The following is a 13,393-nucleotide window of genomic DNA, read 5'->3' as shown; positions in this document are numbered from 1 at the left end:
GGCGCACAGCACAAACGCCGATGGGGCGGTCACCCTGATCAGGGTGACCGCCCCATCGGCGTATGTACCGGCTGCCGGCTACCCGAGCGCCTTGCCCGGCAGCTCGACCTTCGCGCCGAGCTCCACGAGCTTCTCCATGAAGTTCTCGTAGCCGCGGTTGATCAGGCCGATGCCGTGGACGCGGGACGTGCCCTGGGCCGCCAGGGCCGCGATCAGGTACGAGAAGCCGCCGCGGAGGTCGGGGATGACCAGGTCCGCGCCCTGGAGCTTGGTCGGGCCCGAGACGACGGCCGAGTGCAGGAAGTTGCGCTGGCCGAAGCGGCAGTTCGAGCCGCCCAGGCACTCGCGGTAGAGCTGGATGTGCGCGCCCATCTGGTTCAGCGCGGACGTGAAGCCGAGCCGGGACTCGTAGACCGTCTCGTGGATGATGGACAGGCCCGTGGCCTGGGTCAGGGCGACGACCAGCGGCTGCTGCCAGTCGGTCTGGAAGCCCGGGTGGACGTCCGTCTCCAGCGCGATGGACTTCAGCTGGCCGCCGGGGTGCCAGAAGCGGATGCCCTCGTCGTCGATCTCGAACGCCCCGCCCACCTTCCGGTAGGTGTTCAGGAACGTCATCATCGAGCGCTGCTGGGCGCCGCGGACGTAGATGTTGCCCTCGGTCGCCAGCGCCGCCGACGCCCAGGACGCGGCTTCCAGGCGGTCCGGGAGGGCGCGGTGGTTGTAGCCGCCGAGCTGGTCCACACCGGTGATGCGGATCGTCCGGTCGGTGTCCATCGCGATGATCGCGCCCATCTTCTGCAGCACGCAGATGAGGTCCTCGATCTCCGGCTCGACGGCCGCGTTGGACAGCTCCGTGACGCCCTCGGCGAGCACGGCCGTCAGCAGCACCTGCTCGGTCGCGCCGACGGACGGGTACGGCAGCGCGATCTTCGTACCGCGCAGCCGCCGGGGCGCCTCCAGGTACTGACCGTCCTCCCGCTTCTCGATCTTCGCGCCGAACTGCCGCAGCACCTCGAAGTGGAAGTCGATGGGCCGGCCGCCGATGTCACAGCCGCCGAGGCCGGGGATGAACGCGTGGCCGAGGCGGTGCAGCAGAGGGCCGCAGAAGAGGATCGGGATACGGCTCGAACCGGCGTGGGCATCGATGTCAGCGACGTTCGCGCTCTCCACGCGGGTCGGGTCCATCACCAGTTCGCCGGGCTCGTCACCCGGACGGACCGTCACGCCGTGCAGCTGGAGCAGACCCCGCACGACTCGGACGTCGCGGATGTCCGGAACATTGCGCAGCCGGCTCGGAGCGCTGCCCAGCAGCGCTGCGACCATGGCCTTGGGTACGAGGTTCTTCGCACCGCGGACACGGATCTCGCCCTCCAGCGGGGTTCCGCCGTGGACAAGCAGGACATCGTCGTTGACGGTCATGAATCTCGCGTTCCATGGAGTCGGGCAGGGGCCAGGAGGGAAAGGGTAATCGCCCTCCACCCCCCTTCTGTATGCCTGAGTCGGACCCAGCCACGTCATAGCTCTGTCACAACACGAACCGTTCCGTGGCGGCCACATGGGGTCACGGCCGGTTTCGCGCGCACGGGACGCTTCCTCGCGCCCTGAGCTGCGTTCCCTCTCCGTGCCCCATTGCCTCCCCACGGGCGGGGAGAATGCGGGATCATGTCTGCCATGACCGAGGTGTCCTCGCTCACAGGGCGGTTGCTCGTGGCCACCCCCGCCCTGGCGGACCCGAACTTCGACCGTGCGGTGGTGCTGCTCCTCGACCACGACGAGGAGGGCTCGCTCGGCGTCGTCCTCAACCGCCCCACCCCGGTGGACGTGGGCGACATCCTGGAGGGCTGGGGGGATCTCGCCGGTGAGCCCGGCGTGGTGTTCCAGGGCGGCCCGGTCTCACTCGACTCGGCCCTCGGTGTCGCCGTCGTCCCCGGTGGTGCGGCCGGGGAAGCCGCCCCGCTGGGCTGGCGGCGGGTGCACGGTGCGATCGGTCTGGTCGATCTGGAGGCCCCGCCCGAGCTGCTGGCCTCGGCCCTCGGCTCCCTGCGCATCTTCGCCGGGTACGCCGGCTGGGGCCCGGGGCAGCTGGAGGACGAGCTGGTGGACGGCGCGTGGTACGTGGTCGAGTCGGAGCCCGGCGACGTCTCGTGCCCGTCTCCCGAGCGGCTCTGGCGCGAGGTGCTGCGCCGCCAGCGCAACGAGCTGGCGATGGTGGCGACGTATCCGGACGACCCTTCGCTCAACTGATGCGTGTGAGCTTCAGTACCCTTGGCCGTATGAGCACTCTCGAGCCCGAGCGCGGGACTGGTACGGGGACCCTCGTCGAGCCGACGCCGCAGACCTCCCACGGCGACGGTGACCACGAGCGCTTCGCCCATTACGTCCAGAAGGACAAGATCATGGCGAGCGCCCTCGACGGCACCCCCGTCGTGGCGCTGTGCGGCAAGGTCTGGGTACCGGGCCGCGACCCGAAGAAGTACCCCGTGTGTCCCATGTGCAAGGAGATCTACGAGTCCATGGGCTCCGGGGACGACGGCAAGGGCGACCAGTAGGTCCGGCCTGCGGGGTGTGAAGCCCCCAGGGTGCGTTTCGCGCGCCCTGGGGGCTTTTGTGCTGTCCGGGCGTTGCACAGGGTGCGCCTGTCGGTCACAGAGTGGTAGAGACCTCTTGTGGGCGTGTTCATGAAGTCCCTAGCCTCCGATGTGTTGTGCACAGCGAAACTGTCATTGCGCATGTTGCAACGCCCTCTCGGAGGAGCACTCCATGAAGCTGTCCGTCCGTACCGCCGGGCTCGCCGCGCTCGCCGCCCTGCTCGCCACCGCCTGCGCCCCCCAGACCTCCTCGAACTCCTCCTCCGACAAGGACGAGAAGACCGGCACCCTGCGCGTGTGGCTCTTCCGGGAGGTCGGCAACGCCCCCAAGGAGAAGGTCGTCGACCGTGTCGTCGCCGACTTCGAGAAGGCACACGAGGGCACCGAGGTCGACGTCGAGTACATCCCGGTCGACACCCGCGCCCAGCGCGTCAAGGCCGCCTTCAACGACCCCGACTCCGCTCCCGACGTGATGGAGTACGGCAACACCGACACGGCCGGCTATGTGAAGGACGGCGGACTCCTCGACGTCACGCGGGAGTTCGGCGACTGGAACGAGGCGAAGGACACCGACCCGACGGCCAGACAGTCCGTGACGGTCGACGGCAAGCTCTACGGCGCCCCGTTCTACGTGGGTGTCCGCGCCCTGTACTACCGCACGGACGTGTTCGAGGAGCTCGGGCTGCCCGTCCCGCGGACGATGGACGAACTCGCCTCCACCGCCCGCGAGATCCGCGCCGCCCGGCCCGAGCTGTACGGCCTGGTGGTCGGCGGCGCCTACACCTACGGCGCACTGCCGTTCGTCTGGGCCCACGGCGGTGCCCTCGCCGGCGGCAAGGGCGGATCCTACGCGTCCGGCATCGACAGCCCGCAGGCCCGCAAGGGCATCAAGGCGTACACGTCCCTCTTCGGCGACCACAACTGCCCGGCCGCCACGTGCGCGGGCATGGGCGGCAACGACACCGTCTCCGCGTTCGCCGCGGGGAAGGCGGGCATGGCGATCGGCGGCGACTTCAGCCACACCGCCGTCGAGGCCGGGAAGGTCAAGGGCAAGTACGCCGTCGTCCCCCTGCCGGGGGTGAAGGCCGGCTCGATCGCCCCGGCCTTCGCGGGCGGCAACAACATCGGCGTCCTGAAGAGCACGACCCACCGCACGCTCGCCGTCCGGCTGATGGAGCGGCTCGCCTCGAAGAAGACGCAGGGCGAACTCTTCGACGCCATGGGCTTCCTGCCGACCTTCACCGACGTCCGGCAGCAGGCCGCGCGGCGGGAGCCGTTCGTGAAGCCCTTCGTGCGGACCCTCTCCGCGGGCACCGAGTTCGTGCCCGCCTCGCCCGCCTGGGCGCAGATCGACTCCTCCCTCGTCCTGCCGACGATGTTCCAGGAGGTCATCAGCGGTAAGAAGGACGTCGCCCAGGCCTCCGAGGACGCCGCGAAGAAGATGAACTCCGCGTTCGGCTCCGCCGGGTGAGCCCCGTGAACGACCGCGGTGCCGTGAAGACCCCCGGGGCCGCCACCGCGGCGGCCGTGACCGTGCCCCGGCCACCGAACGAGGCCGAGGGCGCGCGAGGCGGGCGCTCCACGCGGCCCGCCGCCCGCGGCAGGGGCGGCTGGACGCCCTGGCTGTATCTCGCGCCCGCCCTCCTGGTGCTCGGGGGGCTGCTCGTCTACCCGATCTACCAGCTCGGGCTGATCTCCTTCTTCGCGTACACCCAGGCGCAGGTCAGCGGAGGGGAGCCGGCCACCTTCGAGGGCTTCGGGAACTACGGCGTCCTGTTCGGGGACCCGCAGTTCTGGCAGGTGCTGCTCGCCACCGTGCTGTTCGCGGCGGCCTGCGTCGTCTCCACACTCGCCGTCGGCTGCGCGCTGGCCGTGCTCCTCACGCGCGTGCGGGCCGTGCCCCGGCTCGCGCTGATGCTGGCCGCCCTGGGCGCGTGGGCGACCCCGGCCGTCACCGGCTCCACGGTGTGGCTGTTCCTCTTCGACCCGGACTTCGGCCCGGTCAACCGCATGCTGGGCCTCGGCGACCACTCGTGGACCTACGGCCGGTTCAGCGCCTTCCTCCTGGTGCTGCTCGAAGTGGTCTGGTGTTCCTTCCCGTTCGTGATGGTGACCGTCTACGCGGGGATCCGTGCCGTACCCGGCGAGGTGCTGGAGGCCGCCGCCCTCGACGGCGCCTCGCAGTGGCGCATCTGGCGCTCCGTGCTCGCCCCGATGCTCCGGCCGATCCTGGTCGTCGTCACCATCCAGTCGGTCATCTGGGACTTCAAGGTCTTCACCCAGATCTACGTCATGACGAACGGCGGCGGCATCGCCGGCCAGAACCTCGTCCTGAACGTCTACGCCTACCAGCAGGCCTTCGCGTCCTCGCAGTACGGCCTCGGCTCCGCCGTCGGGATCGTGATGCTGCTGATCCTGCTCGCCGTCACGCTCGTGTACCTGCGGCTGCTGCGCAGGCAGGGGGAGGAACTGTGAATCCGCTGCGCGCCCTCGTACGCCGCCCCGGCCGCGTGGCCGCCGAGGCCTCCGCCCTGCTGGTCGCGGTCGTCGTCGCCTTCCCCCTGTACTGGATGGTGCTCAGCGCCTTCAAACCGGCGGGGGAGATCAAGTCGAGCGAAGCCCGGCCCTGGACGCTCGCGCCCTCCCTGGATTCCTTCCGGCGCGTCTTCGGGCAGCAGGAATTCGGCCGCTACTTCCTCAACAGCCTCGTCGTGGCGGGCTGTGTCGTGATCGCCTCCGGGCTGATCGCGTTTCTCGCCGCGACCGCCGTCACACGATTCCGCTTCCGCCTCCGCACCAGCCTTCTGGTCATGTTTCTGATCGCCCAGATGGTGCCCGTGGAAGCCCTCACGATCCCCCTGTTCTTCCTCATGCGGGACGCCGGTCAGCTGAACACACTGGGCTCGCTGATCCTGCCCCACATCGCCTTCTCGCTGCCCTTCGCGATCTGGATGCTGCGGGGGTTCGTGAAAGCCGTTCCGGAGGCGCTGGAGGAGGCCGCGTACATCGACGGGGCGACCCGGGCGCGATTCCTCTGGCAGATCCTTTTCCCGCTCGTCCTGCCGGGGCTCGTGGCCACCAGCGTGTTTTCGTTCATCTCCGCCTGGAACGACTTCCTGTTCGCCAAGTCGTTCATCATCAGCGACACCTCGCAGTCGACGCTGCCGATGGCCCTGCTCGTCTTCTACAAGCCCGACGACCCCGACTGGGGCGGAGTCATGGCCGCCTCCACCGTCATGACGATCCCGGTCCTGGTCTTCTTCGTACTCGTACAGCGGCGCCTGGCCTCCGGACTGGGCGGAGCGGTGAAGGACTGACGTGACCGAACTGATCCCGGCGCCCCGCGGTGCCACCGCCGGAACCGGCGAGGTGCGGCTGACGCGCCACTCCCGGCTCTGCGCCGACACCGCGACCGAGGGCGTCGCCCACTGGCTGGGCGCGGCCCTGCGGCAGGCCACCGGCCTGCCGCTACGCGAGGGACGGGAGCCCGACGACGCCGAGGGCGGCATCGGGCTGCGCCTCGCCCCCGGGCTCGGCCCCGAGGAGTACCGGCTCGTCAGCGACGGGTCCGGCGTCCGCATCGAGGGCGGCAGCGCTGCCGGTGTCTTCTGGGGCGCGCAGACCCTGCGCCAGCTCCTCGGCCCCGACGCGTACCGCAGGGCCCCGCTCGACCGCGACCGCGCCTGGAGCGTGCCGCATCTGACGATCGAGGACGCCCCCCGATTCCGCTGGCGCGGCCTGATGCTCGACGTCGCACGGCACTTCATGCCCAAGGAAGGCGTGCTGCGTTACCTCGATCTGATGGCGGCGCACAAACTCAACGTCTTCCACTTCCATCTGACGGACGACCAGGGCTGGCGCATCGAGATCGAGCGGCATCCGCGGCTGACCGCGATCGGCTCCTGGCGGGCCCGCACGAAAACCGGCCACCGCGCCTCGCCCCTGTGGGAGGACAAGCCGCACGGCGGCTACTACACCCAGGACGACATCCGGGAGATCGTCGCCTACGCGGCCGACCGGCATATCACCGTCGTCCCCGAAATCGACGTACCGGGCCACTCACAGGCCGCCATCGCCGCCTACCCGGAACTCGGCAACACCGACGTCGTCGACACGTCCTCCCTCTCCGTCTGGGACACCTGGGGAATCAACCCCAACGTCCTCGCCCCCACCGACCACACCCTGCGCTTCTACGAGGGCGTCCTCGAGGAAGTGCTCCGGCTGTTCCCCTCGGAGTTCGTGCACATCGGCGGCGACGAATGCCCCAAGGAACAGTGGCGGCACTCGGAGACGGCCCAGGCGCGCATCAGGGAACTCGGGCTCGCCGACGAGGACGCCCTCCAGTCCTGGTTCATCGGGCACTTCGACACCTGGCTCGCGGCGCGCGGGCGGCGGCTGATCGGCTGGGACGAGATCCTGGAGGGCGGCCTGGCCGAGGGAGCGGCCGTGTCGTCCTGGCGCGGCTACGCCGGGGGCATCGCCGCCGCCCGGGCCGGCCACGACGTCGTCATGTGCCCCGAGCAGCACGTGTACCTGGACCACCGTCAGGACCCGGGCCCCGAGGAGCCGGTACCGATCGGGTGGGTGCGCACCCTGGAGGACGTCTACCGGTTCGAACCCGTTCCCCCGGAGTTGACGCCCGGGGAGGCCCGGCACGTGCTGGGCACGCAGGCCAACCTGTGGACCGAGGTGATGGAGGACCAGGCGCGCGTGGACTACCAGGCCTTCCCCCGCCTCGCAGCCTTCGCCGAGGTCGCCTGGAGCGCCCTGCCCGCCCCGGCGGACCGGGACTTCGCCGGCTTCGAGCGCCGTATGACCGCCCACTACCGGCGCCTGGACGCCCTGGGGGTGGCCTACCGGCCGCCCGCGGGCCCGCTGCCCTGGCAGCGACGCCCCGGGGTGCTCGGCCGCCCGGCCGAGGGCCCGCCGCCGAACCGGTAGGGCGGGGCGCCGGGACCGAACAGCTCGAACAGGCCACGGAAAAAGCGCACAAGGGTCACCGAAAGTGGAAATCGGCATGCACTGGTGAACCTGTGCGAAAACGGGCCATCTCGCCGGTGAGGTGGGCGAATGCCTCCTAGTGGACCCGTGTCTTCGGCTCTCGCCAAGATGTGCCAGAGTTGCCACGTCCGCCCTGTCAGCACGTACCGTACGGCAGCACAGGTGGGACCAGGTGGGGCAGCGGGAAGGGGCAGCCGGTTTGACCACGCACGCACCGCAGGCGGCGCAGGCCGTCACGCTGCCCACGACGCTGGACGAGGCCGTCGCGGCGCTCACCGCCGTGCCCGCCGCCGTACCCGTCGCGGGTGGCACCGATCTGATGGCCGCCGTCAACTCCGGGCAGCTCAGGCCCGCCGCCCTGGTGGGGCTCGGCCGGATCAGCGAGATCCGCGGCTGGCAGTACCTGGACGGCCACGCGCTGCTCGGCGCGGGCCTCACGCACGCGCGCATGGGCCGCCCCGACTTCGCGGCCCTCATCCCGGCGCTCGCCGCCGCCGCGCGCGCGGCCGGCCCCCCGCACATCCGCAACGCGGGCACCCTGGGCGGCAACATCGCCTCGGCCGCCCCCACCGGCGACGCGCTGCCGGTGCTGGCCGCCCTGGAGGCGACCCTGATCATCGCGGGCCCGGGCGGAGCCCGCCGGGAGATTCCCGTCTCCCACCTGCTCGCCGGGATGGACATGCTGCGCGCCGGTGAACTCATCGGCTTCGTGCGCGTGCCGCTGCTGCACGCCCCGCAGGTGTTCCTGAAGGCGACCGGCCGGACCGGCCCGGGGCGCGCGGTCGCGTCCGTGGCCCTGGTGCTGGACCCCGCCCGCCGGGGCGTGCGCTGCGCGGTCGGCGCCATAGCGCCGATGCCGCTGCGGCCCCTGGAGGCGGAGCAGTGGGTCGCCGGCCTCATCGACTGGGACAACAACCGCGCGCTCGTCCCGGAGGCGTTGAACGCCTTCGGTGAGTACGTCGCCGCGGCCTGCATCCCCGACGCGGCGCCGGCCGAGGACGGCTCGGTGCCGCAGCTGCCGCCCGCCGTACTGCACCTGCGGCGCACCGTCGCCGCGCTGGCCCGACGAGCACTGGGGAGGGCGCTGTCGTGACCGACGACCAGCACGGAGAGGGCACGCCCAGGGGCGGCAGCCGCTGGGACCCGCTGCCCCAGGGCGAGTACGACGACGGCGCCACCGCCTTCGTCGAACTGCCCGAGGGTGGCGTCGACGCCCTGCTGGCCGCCGACAGCCCCCTCGCCGCGCCCGGCCACGGCTACGTGCCGCCGCAGATAACGGTCGGCCCCGCGACGACGGCCGGAACCGACCCGGCGGCCACCGGCGCCTGGCCGGCGCCCGGCGCGCCGGTCGACGGGGCGCAGTGGCACGACCCCAACGCCGCACACCAGCAGCACGGCACCCACCGGCAGCACGGCCCCGAGCACGGCACCCACCAGCAGGGCCACGACGTGCCCGAGCAGTCCTACGGCGGCCCCGGGGCGCCGTACGACCCCCAGGTCCCCTACGGCTCCGACGCGACGGCGCGGCAGCACGGCGGGGACGACCGGTTCACGTACGACTCCGGGGTGACCGGCCAGTGGAACTTCGAGGAGACCGCGGCGGCGGCCGAGGCCGCGCCCGGCCATGACGTGACCGGGCAGTGGTCGATCCCCGTCGCCGGGGGCGACCTTCCGGACGAGTCAGGCGAATTCACCACGTCCTCGCTGGTCGAGCAGTGGGGCGGCACCCCTCCGGCCACCCTGCCCGGGGGTGCGCCCGCGCCCTGGGCGACGCAGGCCGCGGGCCGGCCGTGGGGGCAGCAGGACCCGGCCGGACCGGAGGAGCCCCACCCGGGCCACCCCCACGAGCCCGGGCCCGGGCACGACCCGGGGCAGGCGCACGGGCCCGAGCACGACCCGGGGCAGGCGCACGGGCAGCGGACCGACGTGGGTCCGGCCGCACCGTCGGCCTACGCGTCGGAGGAGCCCGGGGCGGCCGGCCACACGGCGGACCCGTCCGGTTTCGCCGGCCACCGGCCGGAACCCGAGTACGACCACGGGCCGGGTCCCGCCGAGCACGCGCACGGAGCACAGCGCGCCGATCACGAGCAGGGGACGGAGCCCGCCCGGTACGACCGTGGGGCGGAGCCCGCCGAGTACGACCGCCGGGCCGAACCCGCCGAGTACGACCACCGGCCGGAGCAGCGGGCCGACTTCGCCGCTCACGGCCCGGAGCAGCCCGAGTACGCCGCCCCCGGCCCGGAGCAGCCCGAAGCACCCGGCCACGCGCCGGAGCCCGCCGAGTACGCCGACCACGCCCCGGAGTCCACCGAGTACGCCGGCCACGCGCCGGAGCCCGCCGAGTACGCCGACCACGCGCCGGAGTCCGCCGAAGGCCCCGGGCACGGCACCGAACCGTCCGGCCTCGCCGGTCACCCGCCGCCCGCGGCCCACGCGCCCGAGCAGCCGCACTACGGGGAGGCCCCCGGCGAGTTCCCCGGGGAACCCCTGCCCGGCGACCGGCCGGAAGCCGCCGCGCTCCCGCAGGACGCCCCTGACGCCTCACAGGCGGCTCCCGGCGACGGTGAGGACTCCGCGGACGCAGCAGGGGCCCCGGAGGCCGCTGACGGCCCCTCCGAGCCCGTCGGCGGGCCCCTGCCGTCCGAGGCCGAGGCGGACGCCGACACCGATGCCGCCCACGCCCAGGAGACCCCCGACGGCGGGGCCCGGGGCGAGGGCGACCGTGCCCCGGACGAGGACCCGGCGGTCCACCCCTCCGGCACGCCGGAGACCGCGGCCGGCACCGCCCCCCAGGAGGAACACCCCCTCGCCTCCTACGTCCTGCGCGTCAACGGCACCGACCGCCCCGTCGGCGACGCGTGGATCGGCGAGTCCCTGCTGTACGTGCTGCGTGAGCGGCTCGGCCTCGCGGGCGCCAAGGACGGCTGCTCACAGGGCGAGTGCGGCGCGTGCAACGTCCAGGTCGACGGGCGGCTCGTGGCGTCCTGCCTGGTCCCGGCCGTCACCGCCGCGGGAAGCGAGGTCCGGACCGTCGAAGGCCTCGCCGAGGACGGCCGGCCGTCGGACGTGCAGCGGGCGCTCGCCCGCTGCGGCGCCGTGCAGTGCGGCTTCTGCATCCCCGGCATGGCGATGACCGTGCACGACCTGCTGGAGGGCAACCCGGCGCCCACCGAACTGGAGACCCGGCAGGCGCTGTGCGGCAACCTGTGCCGCTGCTCGGGCTACCGGGGCGTGGTGGACGCCGTCAAGGAGGTCGTCGCCGAGCGCGAGACCCACTCCGCGCCCGGCGACGGCGACACCGACGAGGCCCGCATCCCGCACCAGGCGGGCCCGGGCGCCGGTGGCGTGAACCCGTCGGCCTTCGGTGCACCCCCGGAACCGCACACCCACGGACCGCACTCCCACGGACCGCACACCCACGGACCGCACTCCCCTGAAGCGCACGACCAGCCCTACGGCCAGGACGGAGGCCCCGCGTGAGCAACGAAGCAGCCACCGCCCAGGCCGCACAGGCCGCGGAGGCCGTCCCCGCCCCGGAACCGCTCCCGCACGGCATCGGCGCCTCGCTCCCGCCCGCCGACGCCCGCGCCAAGACGGAGGGCACCTTCCCGTACGCGGCCGACCTGTGGGCCGAGGGCCTGCTGTGGGCCGCCGTGCTGCGCTCACCGCACCCGCACGCGCGCGTCCTGTCCATCGACACCACCCACGCGCGGGAGATGCCCGGCGTCCGCGCCGTCATCACCCACGAGGACGTGCCCGGCAGGGCGCTGCACGGCCGCGGCACGGCCGACCGCCCGGTCTTCGCCTCCGAGGTCGTACGCCACCACGGCGAGCCCATCGCCGCCGTCGCCGCCGACCACCCCGACACCGCGCGCATGGCGGCGGCCGCCGTCATCGTCGAGTACGAGGTGCTCGACCCGGTGACCGACCCGGAACAGGCCTTCGAGGCCGAGCCGCTGCACCCCGACGGCAACCTGATCCGGCACATCCCGCTGCGCCACGGCGACCCGGAGGCCGCCGGCGAGATCGTCGTCGAGGGCCTGTACCGCATCGGCCGCCAGGACCCCGCGCCCATCGGCGCCGAGGCGGGCCTGGCCGTACCGCGCCCGGACGGCGGAGTGGAGCTGTACCTCGCCTCCACCGACCCGCACGCCGACCGCGACGCCGCCGCAGCGGCCTTCGGCCTCGAACCCGAACGCGTCAAGATCGTCGTCACCGGCGTCCCCGGCGCCACCGCCGACCGCGAGGACCAGGGCTTCCAGCTCCCGCTCGGCCTGCTCGCGCTGCGCACCGGCTGCCCGGTGAAACTCACCGCCACGCGCGAGGAGTCGTTCCTCGGCCACGTCCACCGGCACCCCACCCTGCTGCGCTACCGCCACCACGCCGACGGCGAGGGCAGACTCGTCAAGGTCGAGGCGCAGATCCTGCTCGACGCGGGCGCCTACGCCGACACCTCCTCCGAGGCCCTGGCCGCCGCCGTCGCGTTCGCCTGCGGCCCGTACGTCGTCCCGAACGCCTTCATCGAGGGCTGGGCCGTCCGCACCAACAACCCCCCCTCCGGCCACGTGCGCGGCGAAGGCGCCATGCAGGTCTGCGCCGCCTACGAGGCGCAGATGGACAAGATCGCCCGCAAGCTCGGCCTCGACCCGGCCGAGGTGCGGCTGCGCAACGCCCTGGCCACCGGCGACGTGCTGCCGACCGGCCAGACCGTGACCTGCCCGGCGCCGGTCGCCGAACTCCTCCAGGCCGTGCGGGACTTCGAGCTGCCGCCGCTGCCCAAGGACACACCCGAGGACGAGTGGCTGCTGCCCGGCGGACCCGAGGGCGCGGGGGAGCCGGGCGCGGTGCGCCGGGGCGTGGGCTACGGCGTGGGCATGGTGCACATGCTCGGCGCGGAGGGCGCGGACGAGGTCTCCACGGCGACCGTGAAGGTCCACGACGGGGTCGCCACGGTGCTGTGCGCGGCCGTCGAGACCGGCCAGGGCTTCACGACGCTGGCCCGGCAGATCGTCCAGGAGACCCTCGGCATCGACGAGGTCCACGTGGCGCCGGTCGACACCGACCAGCCCCCGGCGGGCGCGGGCTGCCGCGGCCGCCACACCTGGGTCTCGGGCGGGGCGGTGGAGCGCGCGGCGAAGATGGTCCGCACGCAGCTCCTGCAGCCGCTCGCGCACAAGTTCGGCATGTCGACGGAGCTGCTCCAGATCACCGACGGCAAGATCACGTCGTACGACGGTGTCCTCTCCACGACCGTCACCGAGGCGCTGGACGGCAAGGAGCTGTGGGCCACGGCGCAGTGCCGCCCGCACCCGACCGAGCCGCTGGACGAGACCGGCCAGGGCGACGCCTTCGTGGGCATGGCCTTCTGCGCGATCCGCGCGGTGGTGGACGTCGACATCGAGATCGGGTCCGTACGGGTCGTGGAACTGGCCGTCGCCCAGGACGTGGGCCGGATCCTGAACCCCGCCCAGCTCACCGCCCGGATCGAGGCGGGGCTGACCCAGGGCGTCGGCATCGCGCTCACCGAGAACCTCCGCACGCCGCGCGGCCTGATCCGCCACCCCGACCTGACCGGTTACGCCCTGCCGACCGCGCTCGACGCCCCCGACATCCGCATCGTCCGGCTGGTCGAGGAACGGGACGTGGTCGCGCCCTTCGGGGCCAAGGCGGTCAGCGCGGTGCCGGTGGTGGCGTCCCCGGCGGCCGTCGCGTCCGCCGTCCGCGCCGCGACGGGCCGCCCCGTGAACCGCCTCCCGATCCGCCCCCAGGCGGCGGTGGTCACGGAACGGGGCTGAGACCGGGCT

General features: G+C 72.9%; 10 protein-coding genes. 9 read left to right on the top strand and 1 reads right to left on the bottom strand.

Annotated elements, in window-relative coordinates; all coding sequences use genetic code 11:
* Positions 1 to 78: 78 nt before the first annotated feature.
* Positions 79 to 1,419 (bottom strand): UDP-N-acetylglucosamine 1-carboxyvinyltransferase, encoded by a 1,341-nt coding sequence (murA, locus tag ACFV20_RS13180; RefSeq protein ID WP_053669836.1) that lies wholly within the window; start codon positions 1,417 to 1,419, stop codon positions 79 to 81.
* Positions 1,420 to 1,671: 252 nt separating this feature from the next.
* Between murA and ACFV20_RS13175 the strand changes: the two genes are divergently transcribed.
* The 9 genes from ACFV20_RS13175 to ACFV20_RS13135 all read left to right on the top strand — a co-directional run bounded on the left by ACFV20_RS13175 (position 1,672) and on the right by ACFV20_RS13135 (position 13,384).
* The gene (locus tag ACFV20_RS13175) at positions 1,672 to 2,244 is read left to right on the top strand and encodes a YqgE/AlgH family protein (protein ID WP_234845602.1); all 573 of its coding nucleotides are present in this window, start codon (positions 1,672 to 1,674) and stop codon (positions 2,242 to 2,244) included.
* A 29-nt stretch (positions 2,245 to 2,273) separates the two neighbouring features.
* A complete protein-coding gene (locus ACFV20_RS13170; RefSeq protein ID WP_385655710.1) occupies positions 2,274 to 2,549 on the top strand; it encodes a DUF3039 domain-containing protein in 276 nt (91 codons plus the stop codon).
* Positions 2,550 to 2,760: 211 nt separating this feature from the next.
* Entirely contained in the window at positions 2,761 to 4,059 is a 1,299-nt protein-coding gene (locus tag ACFV20_RS13165) for an extracellular solute-binding protein (RefSeq protein ID WP_385655708.1), read from the top strand.
* A 56-nt stretch (positions 4,060 to 4,115) separates the two neighbouring features.
* Positions 4,116 to 5,063 carry a carbohydrate ABC transporter permease gene (locus ACFV20_RS13160; protein WP_385655732.1) on the top strand — a complete coding sequence of 316 codons (948 nt, stop codon included), beginning with the start codon at positions 4,116 to 4,118 and terminating at the stop codon, positions 5,061 to 5,063.
* Positions 5,060 to 5,905 carry a carbohydrate ABC transporter permease gene (locus ACFV20_RS13155; protein WP_385655706.1) on the top strand — a complete coding sequence of 282 codons (846 nt, stop codon included), beginning with the start codon at positions 5,060 to 5,062 and terminating at the stop codon, positions 5,903 to 5,905. The genes ACFV20_RS13160 and ACFV20_RS13155 overlap by 4 nt, the downstream gene beginning before the upstream one ends.
* A gap of 1 nt (position 5,906) precedes the next feature.
* A complete protein-coding gene (locus ACFV20_RS13150) occupies positions 5,907 to 7,529 on the top strand; it encodes a beta-N-acetylhexosaminidase (RefSeq protein ID WP_385655705.1) in 1,623 nt (540 codons plus the stop codon).
* Positions 7,530 to 7,788: 259 nt separating this feature from the next.
* A complete protein-coding gene (locus ACFV20_RS13145) occupies positions 7,789 to 8,682 on the top strand; it encodes an FAD binding domain-containing protein (RefSeq protein WP_385655703.1) in 894 nt (297 codons plus the stop codon).
* Positions 8,679 to 11,069 (top strand): 2Fe-2S iron-sulfur cluster-binding protein, encoded by a 2,391-nt coding sequence (locus ACFV20_RS13140; protein ID WP_385655701.1) that lies wholly within the window; start codon positions 8,679 to 8,681, stop codon positions 11,067 to 11,069. The genes ACFV20_RS13145 and ACFV20_RS13140 overlap by 4 nt, the downstream gene beginning before the upstream one ends.
* On the top strand, positions 11,066 to 13,384 hold the full coding sequence (locus ACFV20_RS13135; RefSeq protein WP_385655699.1) for a xanthine dehydrogenase family protein molybdopterin-binding subunit: 2,319 nt from the start codon (positions 11,066 to 11,068) through the stop codon (positions 13,382 to 13,384). Before ACFV20_RS13140 ends, ACFV20_RS13135 begins: the two co-directional genes overlap by 4 nt.
* Positions 13,385 to 13,393 lie beyond the last annotated feature (9 nt).

The organism is Streptomyces sp. NPDC059696, from assembly GCF_042733745.1.
Classification (GTDB): domain Bacteria; phylum Actinomycetota; class Actinomycetes; order Streptomycetales; family Streptomycetaceae; genus Streptomyces.
This window is presented reverse-complemented; position numbering and strand designations above follow the sequence as displayed.

Coding starts and splice junctions, on each gene's coding strand:
- ACFV20_RS13170 (WP_385655710.1), top strand. CDS start 2,274: ATGAGCACTCTCGAGCCCGAGCGCGGGACTGGTACGGGGACCCTCGTC.
- murA (WP_053669836.1), bottom strand. CDS start 1,419: ATGACCGTCAACGACGATGTCCTGCTTGTCCACGGCGGAACCCCGCTG.
- ACFV20_RS13165 (WP_385655708.1), top strand. CDS start 2,761: ATGAAGCTGTCCGTCCGTACCGCCGGGCTCGCCGCGCTCGCCGCCCTG.
- ACFV20_RS13175 (WP_234845602.1), top strand. CDS start 1,672: ATGACCGAGGTGTCCTCGCTCACAGGGCGGTTGCTCGTGGCCACCCCC.